Origin of the sequence: Glutamicibacter uratoxydans (genome assembly GCF_006539925.1) — a bacterium.
Taxonomy (GTDB): Bacteria; Actinomycetota; Actinomycetes; order Actinomycetales; family Micrococcaceae; genus Glutamicibacter; species Glutamicibacter uratoxydans.
On record NZ_BJNY01000004.1, the window covers coordinates 95,880 to 114,143 of the forward strand.

The window sequence follows — 18,264 nt, forward strand, 5'->3', positions numbered from 1 at the left end:
TCTTGCCGTTTGCCTGCTGGTTATTCTCTCGTGGCTATCGACGTTGAGCTCGTGCGCCTGTAGATCGTATAAGTCGGAATTCTGTGCAGATTCGTCAAGTTTCCGAAATATATCTAAAGTTACGGCGATAAGTCTCTCTAGCAGAAGTGTGGCCTTGCCGCTCCTGAGAATGATCCAATTTGCGTACGCATCGCGTTTAGGGTCTTGACTTTGCCCGATAGCGAACTCATTTCGGACGCTAATCTCTCATTTAACGATCTGCGAATGAATCGTTTGGTACGCGTCGAGGGTGGTGTTTAAGAGCGCCGCTTTCGTAGCTTTGTTGCCGAGTTATCTACGGTTGTGGCGCTAGCATCAATTGACTCGCGACTTGCCTCCAACGATTGCTTTGAGGCCCTTTTTGTTGAGCTCGCATTATCGGATTGTCCGATAATCACCGCCGTGTCCTGTGGGCCCCGGCAATGGTCCGCCCGGAGCTAGCTAGGACATCTGTCATAGAGGTTAAATCCGAAGCCAGAGATTCCATTTTCCAATCTTGGTATGACAAAACCAGCATTGGACCTTATGAGATGTTATATCCGCTCAGTAATTGGCATCTTAAAGTAATTTTTAAAGTAATTTTTGGAGGCTCCTGGTGGCTACTGAACAGCAACACTTATTAATGATCGAAGTCGTCGATATGCTCGGAGGCAGAGCACGGTGCGCAGCATGACCCAGCGCGGCGATATCCCCAGTTCGCGGCCCCGGCCGCCGGGCACGCACCGGCAGGGCGCATGCTCGATGCATGAAATGGCAATCGATCAAAGCTCGAACCGCTCCCGCGGCGGCCGATTCGCGCTATGTCCCGCGGGGGCTTGACGACGCGCTGTCGCCGCGGCCAGCCCCGGCAGCCTCCCCGCCGGTGCGGGCGTCCGCGGATCCGCAGGGCCCCAGCTGCCTGCTGGTTAGCGCCGACAGCCAGCTGGCGGCCCGGTGCGCCGGCATCGCGCTGGGCGCGGCGGTGCGGCTGGCCCAGTGCGGCCCGCAGGAAGCCATCGAGGCGGACCCGGGAACCCCGGTGCTGTGGGGCGCCGACGCGGCGGCGGCTGCCGTGGATTCAGCGCGGCGCGCCGACGTACTGATCGGAACCGAGGAACAGGCAGCGGCCCTGTGGTCGGCGGCCAGCGCGCTGCCCTTGGCCCGGGTGGCAATCCTGCCCGGAGCCCAGGGCTGGCTGGGCGAATACCTAGGGCTGCAGGGCATGCGAGCGGGGCACGGGCATACCCTGGCGGTGGGCTCCGCGGCTGGCGGCATCGGGGCCAGCACCCTGTGCTTCCTGCTGGCGCACGCCGGAACACTGTGCGGGCTGCGCAGCGTGCTGATCGACCTTGACCCGCATTCCTCCGGGCTGTGGCAGCGGATCTGCGCCGCTCCTCCGGCAGGGGCAGGCTGGGAGGCGCTGCGCGGCTCGGGCGGGTCGCTGGCGGCGCACCAGCTGCGCGCGGCCCTGCCCCAGGTTTGCGGCACCAGCGTGGTGACCTGGGAGCAGTCCTCGGCCGGCGGGCAGCTGGAACAGCAGCTGATCGCGCGGCTGCTGTCCGCCGCCCGGCAGGGCTTTGACTTTTTGGTGCTGGACACCGGGCGGGCCGGGCATCCGCAGGCCCAGGCCATCGACCACTTCGTCGACCGCGGCATCACCCTGTGCCAGCAGCCGGGCACCGCGGCGGGGGACTACGTGCTGTGCGGACAGGAACGCAGGCCGCGCACGGCGGGCGAGCCAGGATGCCTCGGCAGCTTCAGCTACAGCACCCGGATTTCCAGGGCGGCGGCCCGCGGGCAGCTGGTCGACTGCTTCAAGTCCAGATCCCTGCGCCAGCAGCTGGCCGATCTGCAGCTGATCCCGCAGCCCGCCCAAGATGCACGGAGCGCGGCATGAGCCCGGGACGCCACCTGCCCGCCGCCCGGGTGCTGGCCGGTAGGGCCATCGATGAGAAGATCCTGCACTCGGTGCGCGAACGGGCGCTGGCCAGCGGCGGCGAGCTCGACGCTGTGGCGCTGGCCGCGGCGGTGCATGATTCAGGGGCGGCACTGGGATCCGGCGGGGCCACCGCCTCCCTGCAGGCGCTGCAGAACGAGGTCTCCGGCCTGTCGGTGCTTGAACCCTTCGCCCAGCAGGAGGGAGTCACCGATGTGCTGGTGGACGGCCGCGGCCAGGTGTGGACCGACTCGCCGCGCGGCCTGCAGCCCACCGGATTCAGCTTCGACAGCGCCGAGCAGGTGCGCGCCCTGGCGGTGCACCTGGCAACGCTGGCAGGCCGGCGGCTGGATACCGCCAGCCCGTTCATGGACATGAGCCTGAACAACTATCGAGTGCACGCGGTGATCCCGCCGATCGCCACCGAAGGGCCGCTGATTTCCATCCGCGTCAAGAACGCCCGCCAACTGGAACTGTCCGAGGTGCTTCAACACGCCGCCGGCTTCTGGGACCCGCTGCTGGGCGAGGTGCTGCGGCGCAGGCTGAACTTCCTTATCACCGGGGGCACCGGCAGCGGCAAGACCACCCTGCTGCAGGCAATGCTGGGCCAGGTCCGGCCGGACCAGCGGCTGCTGGTCATCGAAGATTCCAAGGAGCTGCAGATCCGCCACCCGCATGTGATCGGGCTGCAGGCACGAAACGCCAATACCGAATCCGCCGGATCGGTGCAGCTGAGCGACCTGGTGATCCAGGCCCTGCGGATGAGGCCGGACCGGCTGGTTGTCGGCGAGTGCCGTGGGGCAGAAATCAGGGACTTTTTGGCGGCCATGAACACCGGCCACCAGGGCGCCTGCGGTACGCTGCACGCCAATCACCCGCAGGCGGTCCCTGCGCGCCTCGCGGCCCTGGGTGCCTTGGCCGGCTGGAGCCTGCAGGCAACCTCGCTGCAGGCAGCCAGCGCCCTGGACCTGGTCATCCACATGGAGCGCGACGGGAGGGGAGGACGCGCTCCGGCCGTGCTGGGCCTGCTGGAAACCGATGACGAGGGGCGACTGTCGGTCCGTACGCTGTTCGACCTGCACTGCCAGGATGCTGTCCCGGCTCCGGCGCTGGACGCCATCGAGGACAAGCTTGGCACACCGGTTGCCGCCGCGGTGCGCGACTGGCGGTGTCCGGCGGGCCGGAAGGGCACGCCATGCTGATCTTGCTGCTCCTGCTGCTCCTGGGCGCGGGGATCTGCCTGTTCTGGGTTCCGCGCCGCGTCCCCGGAGCCGCGGCAGTGCAGCACCGGTTCAGGCCTCAGCTGTTGGGCAGAACCAGGCGGCCGCCCCTTCTGGAACTGGCCGGCGATGCCCAATGCCTGCGCGAACTGGCCGCCCTGCTGCGTTCCGGGATGCTGTTCGAGCAGGCAGCGCAGGCGCTGTTGGAAGTGCGCAGCGAACCGAGCCCGGTGCTGCAGGCGCTGCGCAACATCCAGGCGAACTACAAGCTCGAAGGGCCGGCAGCACTAGGCCCGGAACGCGGACAGTCCAGCTCGGTGCGCCGGCTGATGTGGTGCCTGCAGCTGTGCTCGCGCAGCGGGGCACCGCTGGCAGGAGTGCTTGAACAGCTGGCGCAGGACCTGGAAGCGGATGTGGCGGCGCGCCAGTCGTTCGACGCGGCCATGGCAGGGCCCAGGGCCACCACCAAGCTACTGACCTGGCTGCCGGTGATCGGGCTGGGTGCAGGATTCCTGCTGGGAATTGACGTGCTGCACACGCTCGCAGCGTCGCCCGCTGCCCAACTGAGCGTGGCAGGCGGGGCGCTGCTGTGGGCCGCCAACCGCATCTGGTGCCAGCGGCTGCTGGCCTCCACCACCGCCCGGGCGCTGTCATGATGTGGCTGCTCGGTGCGCTGCTGGCCGGCGGGATGCTGCTGCTTGGCTCATCTGCCGCGTCCAGTGTTCCCCGCGGCCGGAAGAAGGCCAGGCATGCCCCGGCTCCGGCAGAAGAGCAACCCATCGAGCTGGTCCTGGACCTGGCGGCCAGCCTCATGGACTCGGGGCTGCCGATCACCGAACTGCTTGATGTCATCGGGTCCATCATTCCCTGCTGCGCGGTGCTGCGCACGGTGGCCCGCTGTCTGGAGCTGAACATGGACTGGGACAAGGCGTTCGAACTGGTCCCATCCTGGCTGCGGCCGCTGCAGCGCTCGCTGAAATTCGCCCATTCGACCGGCGCGCCGGCAGCAGATCTGCTGCGCAATACCGCGGTGCTGCAGCGCCGGGAGCGCGAGGCAAAGGTCGCCCGGCTCGGCGCGCAGTTCGCCACCCGGCTGGTGCTGCCCCTGGGCGCCTGCGCGCTGCCGGCGTTCATCGCCCTGGGCGTGGTGCCGCTGATCATCGCACTCTTTCCCAGCATGGGTTGAAAGTTATGCCCAGCTCGCAAGCATCCCACCCGCCACCGCCGGCAGCCTTGCGAAGCTGAAACTACCAGCTCCGCCACACAAGCGGCGGAGAACGAACTAATGAAAGGCAGAATGATGAATGCATCCTACGAGAAGCTGATGGAACTGCTCGACGACGACCAAGGGTCGACCACCGCAGAATTTGCCATGGTCACTCTGGCCGCCGTGGCATTCGCGGGACTGCTGATCAGCATCCTCTCCAGCGGTGACGTGCGCGGCATGCTGATGGGGCTGATCAGCAAGGCGCTGTCGCTCTAGGCCATGGACCTCAACGACGAGAGGGGCAGCAGCACCGCAGAATTTGCGGTGCTGCTGCCGGCGGTGGCCCTGTTGCTCAGCCTGCTGCTGTGCTTCGGGGTGCTTGGCATGCAGCAGATCCAGGTCCAGCAGGCGGCCGGGGCCGCGGCCAGGGAACTGGCCCGTGGCGAAGATGCAGGCACCGCCAGGGCCAGCGGCGCACGGCTGGCCGGAAGCGAGGCCGCCTTCCGGATCTCCTCGGGCGGGGACTACTCCACGGTGAGCGTCGCCAAAACGGTGAGGATCCCTTTGGTCGGCCCGGTGATGGTCCACGGCAAAGCAAGTGTGGCGAACGAACAATGACACACTGGCCACAGTCTGATCAGCAGCGCGGCAGCAGCACCGTCGCCGTGGCGGGCTTGGTCGCCGCGGTCCTGCTGCTGGCCGCCGCGCTGTTGGCTTTCGGGGCCGCCAGCCGGGCCGCCATGCAGGCCGGCACCGCGGCGGATCTGTCGGCGTTGGCAGCCGCCGATGCCGCCCGCGGACTGCGTGCAGGGGACCCCTGCACCGTGGCCGGACAGCTCGCCTCGGCCAACGGCGCGCAGCTGTCCAGCTGCCAGGTGGAAGCCGACGGGACCACGGTGAGGGTGGCGGTGGATGTTCCGCTGCACTTCTCCGCCTTGGGCATCACGCTCTACCAGGCGCACGCCAAGGCTAGGGCAGGCGCCCCGCCGCTGGCTGATGGCTAGAAAACCACTGGCTAGAAGTGGTGGCGCGGCTGGACATCCTCCAGCACCGCGGACAGCAGCAGCACCGCCCCGCCCTTGTCCAACGGGTTGTTGCGGTTGCCGCACTTGGGGGACTGCACGCAGCTGGGGCAGCCATGAGAGCATTCGCAGGCAAGGATCGCATCCCTGGTGGCCCGCACCCAGGTGGTGAACTGCTCGAATCCGCGCTCGGCAAAGCCTGCCCCGCCGGGCTGGGCGTCGTAGACGAAGATCGTTGGATGGCCGGTATCCATGTGCAGGGCGGTGGACACCCCGCCGATGTCCCAGCGGTCGCTGGTTGCCACCAGCGGCAGCAGCCCGATCATCGCGTGCTCCGCGGCATGCAGCGCCCCGGGGAACTGGTCGACTCCCAGCCCGGCCCGCAGCAGGCGCTGCTCTGTCAGCGTGAACCACACCGACTTGGTATGCAGGTCCCGCGCCTCCAGCTCCAGCGGCTCCTCGGAGAGCACCTCGTTCGAGGCAATGGATTTGCGCTGGAAGGAGACCACCTGGGTGGTGACAACCACCTCGCCGAAGAACACTTGCAGCTCATGGTGCTTGCTGGCCCGTTCCTCTTCCTGGATGGCCACCGTGGTCAGGTCTCTGGCGGTGGTGTAGTAGTCGGGGTTCACCCGGGAAACCAGCACCACATGGTTCTGCTCGTCCAGCTCCTCCACGTGGTAGCTGGCCCCCTGATGCACATAGATCGCGCCGGGGTGGGCCTGGTAGTGGGTCTGCGGAGAATCCATGGTGCCCAGCAGCGCGCCGGTTTCCGCATCGATGATGTCCACCGGCCCGCCGCCGTCGGCCCTGATGGAGAACATCGCAGCCGCATGCTGCGGGTGGGTCCAGAACCAACCAGCGGGCCGGCGGCGAAGGTATCCGCGCTGCACCAGGGAGTCGAGCAGCGTCTCGGTGTGCGGGCCGAAGGCCTCCAGCTCTTCGGGGCGCAGTGGATTCTCCTGGGCGGCGGCGCACAAATGGCCGCTGAGCACATACTTGTTCTGCGGGTCGAAGACCGTTGCCTCCACGCCCAGATCGAAAATGGCTTCAGGGTGGCTGACCAGATAGGTGTCCAGTGGATCCTCTGCGGCGACGAAGATCGCCAGCGCATCCTGGCCCGACCGCCCGGCGCGCCCGATCTGCTGGAAGAACGAGGCGCGGGTGCCCGGCCAGCCGGCCACCACGACCGCATCCAAGCCCGAGATGTCGATGCCCAGCTCCAGCGCGGAGGTGGAGGTGACCCCCAGCAGCTCGCCCGAGCGCAGCTTGCGCTCCACCTCGCGGCGCTCGCCGGGAAGGTAGCCCGAGCGGTAGGCGGCCAGCCGCACCGAAAGCTCGGGCGCGAACTTCTCCAGGTGCTTGCGGGTCAGCGAGGCAATGGTTTCCGCCCCGCGGCGGGATTTGATGAACACGATCGTGCGCACATGGTCGGCCATCAGGTCGGTGAGGATCGATGCGCTTTCGGCGATGGCGGTGCGCCGCACCGGGGCGCCGTTCTCGCCGGTGCGATCTGACAGCGGAGGCTCCCACAACCCGATGACCAGCTCGCCGGAGGCGGAGAAGTCGTGGGCTACTGCGCTGGCCGGGGCGCCGATCAGCCGGCCGAAGGAGGCCTCGGGATCAGAACTGGTGGCCGACGCGCCGATGAACACCGGCTCATTGCCGTAGTGCGCGCAGATCCGGCGCAGCCTGCGCATCAGGTTCGCCACGTGGGCGCCGAACACGCCCCGGTAGGAATGGGCCTCGTCGATCACGACATAGCGCAGACGCTTGAAGAACCGCGCCCACCCTGGATGGTTGGGCAGGATGCCGCGGTGCAGCATGTCTGGATTGGTGAAGATGAAATTTGCGTGCGACCTGGCCCAGGCACGAGTTCCCTGGTCGGTGTCTCCGTCATAGGGGCAGGCGCGGACCCCGGGGACCTGCAGCGCTTCAACCGCGGAGAGCTGGTCGGCGGCCAATGCCTTGGTGGGGCAGATGTACAGCACCGCACCCTGCGCCTCGGAATCGTTCATGGCGCTGCCGCGGGCGCGGAACAGCAGGTCCAGCGCCGGCATCAGGTAGGCCAATGACTTGCCCGAGGCGGTGCCAGTGGAAATGATCGTGTTCTTCCCTGCATGGATCAGATCCGCGGCCTGCACCTGGTGCAGCCAGGGCTGGCGGATGCCCAGGCGCTCAAATACCTGCACCAGTTCGGGGGACAGCCACTGCGGCCACGGTGCGGTGATTTCATCCTTGGCGGCGACGCTGCGCCGATGCTTGAGCGCCTCGGGGTCGTTGGTGCGGTCATATGGATCAAGCAGTGCACGCACGGACTTCACTGGATTTGCCTTTCGCCGCCAAAGATCGGTTGGTTAAAAGATTATCGCCGCCAGAACCTGTGTTCTCGCGGCGATAAGGGTTTTCGCGTGCTGCTTAGGCTTTGAAGACTACTACCTGGCCCAGCGAGGTCCAGCCCAGGGAGGCATAGAGCTGCTGTCCATCGACCGAGGCGATCAACAGGCCTTCGTCGACGTAGTGCTCCTGCGCCAGGGAGGCCAGCGCGCGCATGATCAGGGTTCCCAGGCCCTTGCGGCGGAAGTCCGGGCCGGTGATGATGCGGTCGAAGATTGCAAAGCCTTCCACTGCCGAGACGTGGCCGGAGGCCGCAACAACGTCCTGGTTAGCTTCGGGATGCAGGGAGACATAAGCATGGGTGCCGTCGCGCTCGATCTGGAAGACGAAGCCGTCCGGAGGCAGCGGGACCTCGACGTCGTGCACCGCCAATTCGGTGACCATGAGCGCTTCGTCGTCGCTGACGACCTTCAGGCCTGCCGAAGACGCGTTAGCCAGCAGCTCGTCGACGGAGGTGTCAAATGCTGTCAGGCGGCGGGTTGGATGTTTCTTCAGGGTTTCAGCTACTGCTGCCAGCTCTTCCTTGGAAGGGCCGTAGATGACATATTCCCAGTCTTCGGTGGTGTCATGACGCAGCGCCGCGTGGACGCGTCCCTCATTACGGGTTTCGTATCCGCGGGCTCCTGCCCAGCCGGCAACCCAGGTGCCAATCAGTTCATCGCTTGCGTTAGATGCCATGCCTTGACCCTACCTTGTATTGGCTAGGAATTAGCTGACATTGGGCTAATCGTTGCCTAGTTGAAATTATTGTTTCGCGCTCCGTGCCTAGATTGCGGGAAAAGAATGTGATCTTGCTCGTCCGCACGGCGTTTCATGCCTGAAAACCACTAAACTTGTCTGGTGGCCATTCAACGCATTGTCTTGTATTACGCATTTACTCCGCTTGCCGATCCGGAAGCCGTCCGCCTGTGGCAGCGCTCGCTGCTGGAGCGCTGGAACCTGCGCGGACGCATCATCATTTCCAAGGACGGCATCAACGGAACCGTCGGCGGCGATCTTGCAGACGTCAAAAAGTACGTCAAGGCAACTCGCGAATACCCTCCCTTTAAAAAGATGGACATCAAATGGTCCGAAGGCGCCCGGGAAGACTTCCCCCGCATCTCGGTCAAGGTCCGCGACGAGATCGTCACCTTCGGCGCACCGGGTGAACTGGAAGTCGACGAGAACGGCGTCGTCGGCGGCGGCACCCATCTGCGCCCCGAAGAACTGCACGAGCTGGTCGACGCCAAGAAGAAGGAGGGCACGCAGGTGCACTTCTTCGATGGCCGCAATGCCTTCGAAGCGCAGATCGGCAAGTTCAAGGACGCGATCGTCCCCGATGTGGAAACCACCCGCGATTTCGTCGCCGAACTCGACTCGGGCAAGTACGACCACCTCAAGGACCAGCCGATCGTCACCTACTGCACCGGCGGCATCCGCTGCGAGGTGCTCTCCGCACTGATGGTCAAGCGCGGCTTCCAAGAGGTCTACCAGATGCAGGGCGGCATCGTGCGCTACGGCGAGAAGTACGGCGACGCTGGCCTGTGGGAAGGCTCGCTCTATGTCTTCGACAAGCGCATGCACACCCAGTTCAGCCATGATGCGCTGACCATCGGCGAATGCGTCGGCTGCCACAAGCCGACGAACAAGTTCGAAAACTGCTCGAACCCTTCGTGCCGCAACCTGCGTCTCTTCTGCGAAGACTGCGCCAAGGACGAGACCCTGCGCACCTGCCCTGACTGCAAGGCGGATGCCGCCTAGCGCCAGAAGCTAGAGGCAAAGGCGGCGGGAAATGCTCAAGCATTCCCCGCCGCCTTTGGCCATTTAAAGCACGGCTCAGGGCGCAGGCCACAGCCCAACCGAGGCGTCCTTCACCTCGGTGTCCTCGGTCTCGTGCTTGTAGACGGACAATCCGCGCGCCTCGTAGTTGGGCAGCGCCGCCGGGCCGTCCAGCGAGCAGGTGTGCAGCCATACCCTGCGCACCTCGGGCAGCGAAGGGCAGCGCTGGTTGACCTTGAACGCTTCCTCCAACGCGCGGGTCAGCAGCAACCCGCCCAGCCCCTGGCCGATGGCCTCGGGGAACAGACCGAAGTAGAACACCTCAACGTCGCTGCGCCCATCGACCACCTCGGTGACTAGCTCGACGTAGCCCTTGGGCGCCCCGCCGCGGTAGATGACCCAGGTTTCCGAGCCGTCGCGGCGCAGCACTGCATCCCACTGTTCGCGGGTGGATTCGAGCCTGTCGGCCCAGTTCAGCTCGCTGCCGACGCTGCGGTAGAGGAACTTCGAATATTCCGGGCTGATGTCCTTGACCAGCTCGATGCGCACGTCATCGGGCGCAGGTCGGGACGAAGGTTTGATCTGGTCGGGGGAGAGCAATTGCAGGTACGTGATGGTGACATTGGTCATGGGCACCATCATAGGCAGTACTGAAAGCAAAGCAGTCTTTAGAACGGGCCGATGAACTGGCTAGACTTGACTGCGTGAATGCCGCCGAATTTTCCTCGATTGAAGACGCCCCGCAGAGTTCAGATCTGCAGTTGATCGAAAAGCTCTCCGAAGACCTTACCGAAATGAACTTCACCTATGAAGCAGTCAGCGAGCTGCTCGGTGAGGACGCGAAGTCAGCCTTTGACCGCGACCAGATCGTCCCGGCGCTTCGGGTGATCGAGCAGCAGGCGGCCGACACCGTGCTGGGCTGCGTCTTCAGGCTCTTCCAGCTGGGGCAGACCGAGGAAGCGGCAATGCTTAACAAGGCTTTTCCGCGGCTGAAGCTCGACGGCTTGCTCAAGCTCGGGCTGATCGAACCGTGGGCTGCCGGCTTCCGGGCGACGGTGGCATTGACGCTGCACTCCTCGGATGCCGACGGTGAGCTGTGGGTGGCGCATGACCTGGGAGCGCACCAGCGCCCCGGCGTGCTGCGCACCGACCACGTGCTGGGCATTGGGCAAGCCTCTTTGACCCTGGCGCAAATCACCATCCGCTCGAAGGTGGACACTGCCTTGGACCTGGGCACCGGCTGCGGCATCCAGCTGTTCCACCTGCTGGGGCATTGCAGGCATGTGACGGCCACCGATCTTTCCACTAGGGCCTTGGCCTTCACCCGTTTCAACCTGCTGCTTAACCACAAGGTGCTGCAGATCGACCCGCGCAACCTTGATGAACGCGTCACCCTGCTGCAGGGCAGCCTATTCGAGCCGGTGGCTGGCCAGCAGTTCGATTTGATTGCCAGCAATCCGCCCTTCGTGATCACCCCGCGCAAGAAGGCCGAACGCCAGAAGGACCGCTTCACCTATCGCGACGGCGGCATGGCAGGCGACCGGCTGGTCAGCACCCTGATTTCGCAGGCTCCGGAGTATCTGCGCCCGGGCGCCTCAATGCAGATGCTCTCAAACTGGGAGATTCATCTTCTAGAGGACGGCACGATTGAGCCCTGGAACCGCCGGGTGGAAAGCTGGTTCCCGCAGGACCTGGACGTGTGGGTTATCGAGCGCGAGCAGACCAGCCCGAGCCTCTATGCTGAAACCTGGCTGCGCGATGCCTCGCAGACCGAGGACAGCTCCTCCTATGCGTCCGCCTACAACGCCTACCTGGACGACTTCGATTCCCGCGGCGTCGGCGCCGTGGGCTTCGGGCTCGTCTACTTCCGCAAGCCTGCCAATGGCCGTGCCACGCTGCGCCGCTTTGAGCAGATCACCCATCCGATTGAGCAGCCTGTCGCCCCGACGCTGCAGCGCGATATCGCGATGAACGACGAACTGGCGGCCGCCGGCGAGGATTTCAAGAACTGGCATCTTGAAGTTGCCGACGACGTCACCGAAGAACGCCACCAGCGTCCTGGAGCCGAACACCCGGGGGTCATCCTGCTGCGCCAGGGGGCTGGTCTGCGCCGTACCGAGCTGCTGGATACCGCGCAGGCTGGCTTCGCCTCGGCCAGCGATGGGGAGCTGAGCGTTTCACAATTGGTGGTAGCCCTTGATTCCCTGATTTCAGAAGGGGATCATGAGTTCGCAGACAAGCTTTATGAAGCCATTTCACGGCTATTGCGACACGGTCTCTTTCGTAAAGTGTGAAACAAGCGCTAAAGTTTTTCGGTATGACACGGAACACAACTGAGGCGCAGGAAACCGAGACCTTGGAAGCCAACGGAGAGTACCCGCAAGTTGTCTCGATTACCGACCCTCAGGCGATTCGAGCACTTGCCCACGATGCTCGACTGATTGTGCTTGATGAGCTCTTTGCTTCGCAGGCAACCCGCACCGCCACCGAACTGGCATCGCTGTGCGATTTGACCCCGAGCGCCATGAGCTACCATCTGCGTGCCTTGGAAAAGTACGGGTACGTCGTGAGGGCAGCCAGCGAAGGCGACGCCCGCGAACGCCGTTGGCGCGCAGCCGGCGCACGCCTGGAGCTGAACACGCAGATCGACTCCTCGAACGCCAAGACCGCCTACTTGAATGTGCAGTTGAACGCATTCCGCACTAGGCTCAATGCCGAGGTGCAGCGCCGCGAAGCCGAAGCAAAGGCGGGAATCGAGCCGGATCCCGAACGTCCGCCCATGCTGACCAGCGGGTTGGTGTTCCTTCCGGAGGAAAAGCAGCGTGAATTCAACCGCCGACTGCTGGACCTCGTCTATGAATATGAGGCCATGGCCACTGCGGACCAGCGCAGCATTGACTCGCGGCGTATGTTCTACTTAATCTCATTGCTTCCTGAGTACCCGAGCCCCGGGGAACCAGGAACCGAATAACCAGCCTAGCGCCGGACCAGCTGAATTCGCGGTGTAAGATCATCGGGAATTGGGTCTAGAAAATTAGGCACAAGAAGACAACGCGCTGGCGGCAGCCTGAACGAACCGGCAACGGTTCTCGGCGGCCGCAATGTTTGAAGGAGAGCCGTGCCCGCCAAGGTCCAGGAAAAGACCGGTAAGAAACTCGTGATCGTGGAGTCTCCTGCCAAGGTGAAGTCAATTGCCAAATATTTGGGCGAGGGCTTCGACGTGGACGCTTCGGTGGGCCACATCCGAGACCTTCCGCAGCCTTCCGAGCTGCCGACCGAGCTGAAGAAGACCTCGGTGGGCAAGTTCGCGGTGGACCTGGACAACGACTTCGAGCCGTACTACGTGGTCTACCCTGACAAGAAGAAGCGCGTCGCGGAACTGAAGGCCAAGCTCAAAGAAGCCGACGAACTCTACCTCGCAACAGATGCGGACCGCGAGGGCGAAGCCATCGCGTGGCACCTGCTGCAGGTGCTCAAGCCAAAGGTTCCGGTGCGCCGCCTGGCCTTCACCGAAATCACCAAGGAAGGCATCGCCCGCGCCCTGGAAAACATGCGCGAGCTGGATACCGACCTGGTCGACGCGCAGGAAACCCGCCGCGTCCTTGACCGCCTCTACGGCTATGAAATTTCCCCGGTGCTCTGGCGCAAGGTGGCCCGCGGCCTGTCCGCAGGACGCGTGCAGTCGGTGGCAACCCGCCTGGTCGTCGAGCGCGAGCGCGAGCGCATGGCGTTCATCTCCGCCGGCTACTGGGACATCAAGGGCACCTTCGCCACCTCTAATGGCGAGGCCTTCGCCGCCAAGCTCTCCGCGGTCGACGGCGCCCGCGTGGCCTCCGGCCGCGACTTCGACGACCGCGGCCAGCTCAAGACCGCCCGCACCGCGCTGACCCACCTGAACCAGGAAGCCGCCGAATCCCTGGTGGCCAACCTGGCCAACACCGACTTTGCCGTCACCTCGGTGGAGGACAAGCCGTACACCCGTCGTCCGGCCGCCCCATTCACCACCTCCACCTTGCAGCAGGAAGCCAGCCGCAAGCTGCGCTGGAGCTCCAAGCTGACCATGCAGATCGCCCAGCGTCTGTACGAAAACGGCTACATCACCTATATGCGTACCGACTCGGTGTTCCTGTCCAACGAGGCAGTCTCCGCCGCGCGCAAGCAGGCCACCGAACTCTACGGCGCCGACGCCGTGCCGGCCAAGCCGCGCGTCTACAAGGCCAAGTCCGACGCCGCCCAGGAAGCCCACGAGGCCATCCGCCCGGCAGGCGACATGTTCCGCCGTCCTACCGACGTGCGCTCCTCGCTGTCCAAGGACGAGTACGCGCTCTATGAGCTGATCTGGAAGCGCACCGTCGCCTCCCAGATGGCCGACGCCAAGGGCTTCACCGCCACCATCAAGCTCGCCGGCACCGCCAGCGATGCCCGCGTGGCCGAATTCTCTGCCTCCGGCACCGTGATCACCTTCCGCGGCTTCCTGGCCGCCTATGAGGAAGGCAAGGACGAATCGCAGGCAGAAAACACCGACGCCAACGCCGAGGCGCGCCTGCCGCAGCTGGCAGTGGGCCAGAACCTCGCCGGCGACGAGCTGACCGCGCTGGGCCACGAGACCACCCCGCCGGCCCGCTACACCGAAGCATCGATCGTCGCAGAGCTGGAAAAGCGCGAAATCGGACGCCCGTCCACCTACGCGCCGACCATCTCCACCATCATGGACCGCGGCTACGTCACCAAGCGCGGCGGCGCTCTGGTGCCGAGCTGGATCGCCTTCTCCGTGATCCGCCTGCTCGAAGAGCACTTCGCCAAGTACGTGGACTACGACTTCACCGCGCGCCTGGAAGACGACCTGGATGAGATCGCCAAGGGACACCGCGCCCGCACCGATTGGCTGAGCCTGTTCTACTTCGGCAACGACGGCGTCGAGGGCCTGAAGCACGTGGTGGACAACCTGGGCGACATCGACGCCCGCGCCATCAACTCCATCCGCGTCACCGACGACATCACCCTGCGTGTGGGCAAGTTCGGACCGTACCTGGAGCGCGCCCTGCCCGAGGGCGCCGAGGAAGGCACCGAGCCGCAGCGCGCCAATGTGCCAGAAGACCTGGCACCTGACGAACTGACCGCCGAAAAGGCTGAGGAGCTGTTCGCCAACTCCAAGGTCTCGGAGAAGGAACTGGGCATCGACCCGGAAACCGGCCGCAAGATCGTCGCCAAGGACGGGCGCTACGGCGCCTATGTCACCGAGATCATCCCGGAGCTGACCGAGGAAGAGATCGCCGCGCTGCCGGTGGAGTACTACAAGAACGGCAAGCCCAAGCCGCCGAAGAAGCCAGCGAAAATCAAGCCGCGCACCGGCAGCCTGTTCAAGTCGATGAGCGTGGAGACCGTGACCCTGGAGGACGCGCTGAAGCTGCTGAGCCTGCCGCGCGTGCTCGGGACGGATGCCGAAGGCGAAGAGATCACCGTGCAGAACGGCCGCTTCGGCCCGTACCTGAAGAAGGGCAGCGATTCGCGCTCCATCGAGTCCGAGGAGCAGATCTTCACCATCACCCTCGACGAGGCGTTGGAGATCTACTCGCAGCCCAAACAGCGCGGACGCCGGGCAGCGGTGCCGCCGCTGGCAGAGTTCGGCGTGGACCCGACCAGCGAGAAGAACATCGTGGTGAAGGACGGTCGCTTCGGCCCGTACATCACCGACGGCGTCACCAACATCACCGTCCCGCGCGGCACCTCCCTGGAGGAGCTGACCCGCGAGCAGGCGATCGAACTGCTGGCGGACAAGCGCGCCCGCGGACCGGTCAAGCGCACGGCGAAGAAGCCTGCCGCCAAGAAGCCTGCGGCGAAGAAGGCCACCACCGCCAAGAAGGCTCCTGCCAAGAAGCCGGCCGCGAAGAAGACCGAGAAGTAATTCCCGCCGATTCCCTGTTGAGGAGCGCACCATGAGACTTGGCGTACTGGACATCGGATCCAACACGGTCCACCTGCTGCTGGTCGACGCCTACCCGGGCGCCCGCCCGGTGCCCTATGCCTCGCACAAGCGTCCGCTGTCGCTGGTGCGCTACCTCAACGAGTACGGGGCCATCACCGAGGAAGGCCAGAGCGAACTGCTCTCCTTCATCGCGGAGGCCGCCGAATTCGCCGCCAACCACCAGGTGGAAGACTTCATGGCCTTCTGCACCTCGGCCATCCGCGAATCCTCCAACGGCAACACCGTGCTGGAACGGGTCAAGGCGGAAACCGGGGTCACCCTGATGGAGCTGACCGGCGAGGAAGAAGCCGGCATGACCTTCTACTCGGTGCGCCGCTGGTTCGGATGGTCCTCCGAGTCGATCCTCAACCTGGACATGGGCGGCGGATCGCTGGAACTTGCCTGGGGAACCGACGAGTTCCCGCAGGTGGCCTTCTCCGTGCCGCTGGGCGCCGGGCGGCTGACCCGCGAATGGCTGCCCGAGGACCTGCCAGGCATGAAGGAGGTCCGCGAGCTGCGCAACTACGTGCGCGACGTGCTCTCGGACCCCACCACGGAGCTGCGCCAGTACGGCAAGCCCACCCTGGCCACCGCCACCTCCAAGACCTTCCGCTCGCTGGCCCGCATCACCGGGGCGGCCCCCAGCGCCGAGGGCCCCTACGTCAAGCGGGTGCTGCACCGCGACGCGCTGAAGCTGTGGACCAACCGGCTCACAGCAATGAGCTGGTCCGAACGCGCCGAGCTGCCCGGCGTCTCCGAGGTGCGCGCGCCGCAGCTGCTGGCCGGGGCCATCGTCGCCCATGAGGCGATGAGTGCGCTGAAGCTGAAATCCGTGCGCATCTGCCCGTGGGCCATCCGCGAGGGATTGATGCTGCGCAGATTCGACCATGTGATGTTCGATTCATCGACGCCGCTCAGTAGTAGCGTTGGAGTAGGCGAGGTAGCCTTGGGATCAGGGGCGCAGCGCATGGCCGAGCCCAAGGCCTAGAGGGACCCGCGCGGAAAATTTCCGGCTGCACGCCGGCATGGATGGGAGGGCATGAGAATGGAAGCACACTCGCCTAAGGTACCGGTGGCGCTCTCCAGTGCCTCGGTCTATCCGCTGACCGTCCACGACGCCTTCGCCATGGCCAAGGACGTGGGCTACGACGGGCTGGAGGTGCTGATCACCGGCAACGCCGCAAGCCAGTCCGCCACCGCTTTGCGCGCCCTGATGGACAAGTACCAGCTGCCGATCCTCGCCATCCACGCGCCCACCCTGCTGCTGACCCAGCAAGTCTGGGGTTCGGCCTGGGCGAAGATCGAGCGCTCGGTGATCCTGGCGCAGGCGGTCGGGGCCGACGTGGTCGTCGCCCACCCGCCCTTCAGATGGCAGGGAAGCTACGCCGAGGAGTTCGTCGACGGCGTGCGCCGGCTGACCGATACCACCGGGATGAAGATCGCGGTGGAGAACATGTACCCGTGGCGCGCACGCGGCCGCGAAGCGAAGATGTACCTGCCGCACTGGAACCCGGTGCCGCAGCCCTACCAGAACGTCACCTGGGACTTCTCCCACGCCGCCATCGCCAACATGGACTCGCACCAGGCGCTGCAGGACCTGGGGCAGCGGCTGCGCCATGTGCACCTGTGCGACGGGCTGGACAACGGCAAGGACGAGCACCTGGTGCCGGGCCTGGGAACCCAGCCGGTGGCCCAGTCCCTGCAGTTCCTGCGCGACAGCGCCTGGGAAGGCGTCGTTGCCGTGGAGGTTTCCACCCGCAAGGCCAAGAATGCGGGCCAGAAGGAAGAATGGCTGGGGCGCACGCTGGCCTTCGCCCGGGAGCACCTGCAGGTTAACAACGACACTGAACAGGTCACCGGCTGGAAATGATGACAAGATGGAATGCATGAGCGAAGCGATTAACAACCTGAAACTTGCATTCCTCGGCACCGGCTCGATGAACGGCGCGATTCTGCGCGGCATCATCGCCTCGGGCCACGACCCCAAGCTGATCACCGCCACCCTGCGCAGCGACTCCCGCGCCGCCGAACTGCGCGAGCTGGGCGTGAACGTGCTGGTGGGCGCCGAAGACCCGCAGGCGAACTCCACCGCTGCGGCCGGCGCCGACGTGGTGTTCCTCGGCGTGAAGCCGGTGGGCATCACCGCGCTGTGCGATGAGATCTCGGCTGCCCTGGACCCTGCCTCCGTGGTGGTCTCCGTGGCCGCGGCCATCACCCTTGAGAGCATGGTGGCGCACCTGCCGGCCGGCCAGCCGGTGATCCGCTCCATGCCGAACACCCCGCTGATGGTGGGCGCCGGCGTGGTGGGCCTTTCGCCGGCAGCCAGCGTGAGCCAGGCGCAGGTGGACTCGGTCAGCGCCTTGTTCGCCGGCTCCGGGGATGTGCACGTGATCGACGAGGAGCAGCAGAATGCGCTCTCGGCCATCTCGGGCTCCGGCCCCGCCTACGCCTTCTACCTGGCCGAGGCCATGGCCAACGCCGGCGTGGCCCTAGGGCTGGATGAGAAGCTGTCCATCGCGCTGGCTCGTGCCACCGTGGCAGGGGCAGGGAAGATGCTGGCCGATCCGCAGGCGGACCCCGCAGCCATGCGCAGGGCGGTGACCAGCCCCAAGGGCACCACCGAGCGCGCCATCGCCGTGTACGACGAGCAGGGCATCCCGCAGATCATCAAGGACGGCACCGCAGCGGCCGCGGCCCGCGCCGCACAGCTGAGCGAGGAGGTGGGCTAAGTCCTGCAGCGC

The 18,264-nt window shown here is 65.3% G+C and carries 17 protein-coding genes; 14 read left to right on the plus strand and 3 right to left on the minus strand.

The features are described from left to right. Window positions 1-784: 784 nt before the first annotated feature. The 7 genes from AUR04nite_RS04195 to AUR04nite_RS04225 all read left to right on the plus strand — a co-directional run bounded on the left by AUR04nite_RS04195 (window position 785) and on the right by AUR04nite_RS04225 (window position 5,385). On the plus strand, window positions 785-1,915 hold the full coding sequence (locus tag AUR04nite_RS04195; protein WP_141362255.1) for a hypothetical protein: 1,131 nt from the start codon (window positions 785-787) through the stop codon (window positions 1,913-1,915). Next, window positions 1,912-3,156, plus strand: coding sequence for a TadA family conjugal transfer-associated ATPase (locus AUR04nite_RS04200; protein ID WP_141362257.1), 1,245 nt, complete (start codon window positions 1,912-1,914; stop codon window positions 3,154-3,156). The genes AUR04nite_RS04195 and AUR04nite_RS04200 overlap by 4 nt, the downstream gene beginning before the upstream one ends. Beyond that, the gene (locus AUR04nite_RS04205; RefSeq protein ID WP_141362258.1) at window positions 3,150-3,830 is read left to right on the plus strand and encodes a type II secretion system F family protein; all 681 of its coding nucleotides are present in this window, start codon (window positions 3,150-3,152) and stop codon (window positions 3,828-3,830) included. The genes AUR04nite_RS04200 and AUR04nite_RS04205 overlap by 7 nt, the downstream gene beginning before the upstream one ends. Further along, window positions 3,827-4,360, plus strand: coding sequence for a type II secretion system F family protein (locus AUR04nite_RS04210; protein WP_141362261.1), 534 nt, complete (start codon window positions 3,827-3,829; stop codon window positions 4,358-4,360). Before AUR04nite_RS04205 ends, AUR04nite_RS04210 begins: the two co-directional genes overlap by 4 nt. Window positions 4,361-4,474: 114 nt before the next feature. Beyond that, on the plus strand, window positions 4,475-4,657 hold the full coding sequence (locus AUR04nite_RS04215) for a DUF4244 domain-containing protein (RefSeq protein ID WP_141362263.1): 183 nt from the start codon (window positions 4,475-4,477) through the stop codon (window positions 4,655-4,657). A 3-nt stretch (window positions 4,658-4,660) separates the two neighbouring features. Continuing rightward, complete coding sequence (locus tag AUR04nite_RS04220) at window positions 4,661-4,999, plus strand: TadE family type IV pilus minor pilin (protein ID WP_141362265.1); 339 nt, start codon at window positions 4,661-4,663, stop codon at window positions 4,997-4,999. Then, window positions 4,996-5,385: an Rv3654c family TadE-like protein gene (locus AUR04nite_RS04225; RefSeq protein WP_141362267.1), complete on the plus strand. Its 390-nt coding sequence runs from the start codon at window positions 4,996-4,998 to the stop codon at window positions 5,383-5,385. The genes AUR04nite_RS04220 and AUR04nite_RS04225 overlap by 4 nt, the downstream gene beginning before the upstream one ends. 11 nt (window positions 5,386-5,396) lie before the next feature. Here AUR04nite_RS04225 and AUR04nite_RS04230 read toward each other — a convergent pair whose 3' ends face one another. Both AUR04nite_RS04230 and AUR04nite_RS04235 read right to left on the minus strand, forming a co-directional pair. Next, a complete protein-coding gene (locus AUR04nite_RS04230) occupies window positions 5,397-7,727 on the minus strand; it encodes a DEAD/DEAH box helicase (RefSeq protein ID WP_141362269.1) in 2,331 nt (776 codons plus the stop codon). 94 nt (window positions 7,728-7,821) lie between these two features. Then, window positions 7,822-8,478, minus strand: coding sequence for a GNAT family N-acetyltransferase (locus tag AUR04nite_RS04235; protein WP_141362271.1), 657 nt, complete (start codon window positions 8,476-8,478; stop codon window positions 7,822-7,824). A 162-nt stretch (window positions 8,479-8,640) separates the two neighbouring features. On the opposite strand from AUR04nite_RS04235, the gene trhO reads away from it, so the two are divergent. Continuing rightward, window positions 8,641-9,540: an oxygen-dependent tRNA uridine(34) hydroxylase TrhO gene (gene trhO / locus AUR04nite_RS04240; RefSeq protein ID WP_141362273.1), complete on the plus strand. Its 900-nt coding sequence runs from the start codon at window positions 8,641-8,643 to the stop codon at window positions 9,538-9,540. A 75-nt stretch (window positions 9,541-9,615) separates the two neighbouring features. Here the strand turns inward: trhO and AUR04nite_RS04245 are convergent, their stop codons facing one another. Continuing rightward, entirely contained in the window at window positions 9,616-10,188 is a 573-nt protein-coding gene (locus AUR04nite_RS04245; RefSeq protein ID WP_141362275.1) for a GNAT family N-acetyltransferase, read from the minus strand. Between the two features lie 74 nt (window positions 10,189-10,262). Between AUR04nite_RS04245 and AUR04nite_RS04250 the strand changes: the two genes are divergently transcribed. The 6 genes from AUR04nite_RS04250 (at window position 10,263) to proC (ending at window position 18,252) form a co-directional block, all read left to right on the plus strand. Further along, a complete protein-coding gene (locus AUR04nite_RS04250; protein WP_141362277.1) occupies window positions 10,263-11,852 on the plus strand; it encodes a DUF7059 domain-containing protein in 1,590 nt (529 codons plus the stop codon). Window positions 11,853-11,875: 23 nt separating this feature from the next. Then, window positions 11,876-12,529 carry an ArsR/SmtB family transcription factor gene (locus tag AUR04nite_RS04255; protein WP_141362279.1) on the plus strand — a complete coding sequence of 218 codons (654 nt, stop codon included), beginning with the start codon at window positions 11,876-11,878 and terminating at the stop codon, window positions 12,527-12,529. Between the two features lie 147 nt (window positions 12,530-12,676). Beyond that, a complete protein-coding gene (gene topA / locus AUR04nite_RS04260; RefSeq protein WP_141362280.1) occupies window positions 12,677-15,463 on the plus strand; it encodes a type I DNA topoisomerase in 2,787 nt (928 codons plus the stop codon). A 31-nt stretch (window positions 15,464-15,494) separates the two neighbouring features. Further along, window positions 15,495-16,511, plus strand: a complete 1,017-nt coding sequence (locus AUR04nite_RS04265) for a Ppx/GppA phosphatase family protein (protein ID WP_141362282.1) — start codon at window positions 15,495-15,497, stop codon at window positions 16,509-16,511. A gap of 51 nt (window positions 16,512-16,562) precedes the next feature. Further along, window positions 16,563-17,393, plus strand: coding sequence for a sugar phosphate isomerase/epimerase family protein (locus tag AUR04nite_RS04270; protein WP_141362284.1), 831 nt, complete (start codon window positions 16,563-16,565; stop codon window positions 17,391-17,393). 16 nt (window positions 17,394-17,409) lie between these two features. After that, window positions 17,410-18,252 carry a pyrroline-5-carboxylate reductase gene (gene proC, locus AUR04nite_RS04275; protein ID WP_246055364.1) on the plus strand — a complete coding sequence of 281 codons (843 nt, stop codon included), beginning with the start codon at window positions 17,410-17,412 and terminating at the stop codon, window positions 18,250-18,252. The last annotated feature ends 12 nt before the right edge of the window (window positions 18,253-18,264 follow it).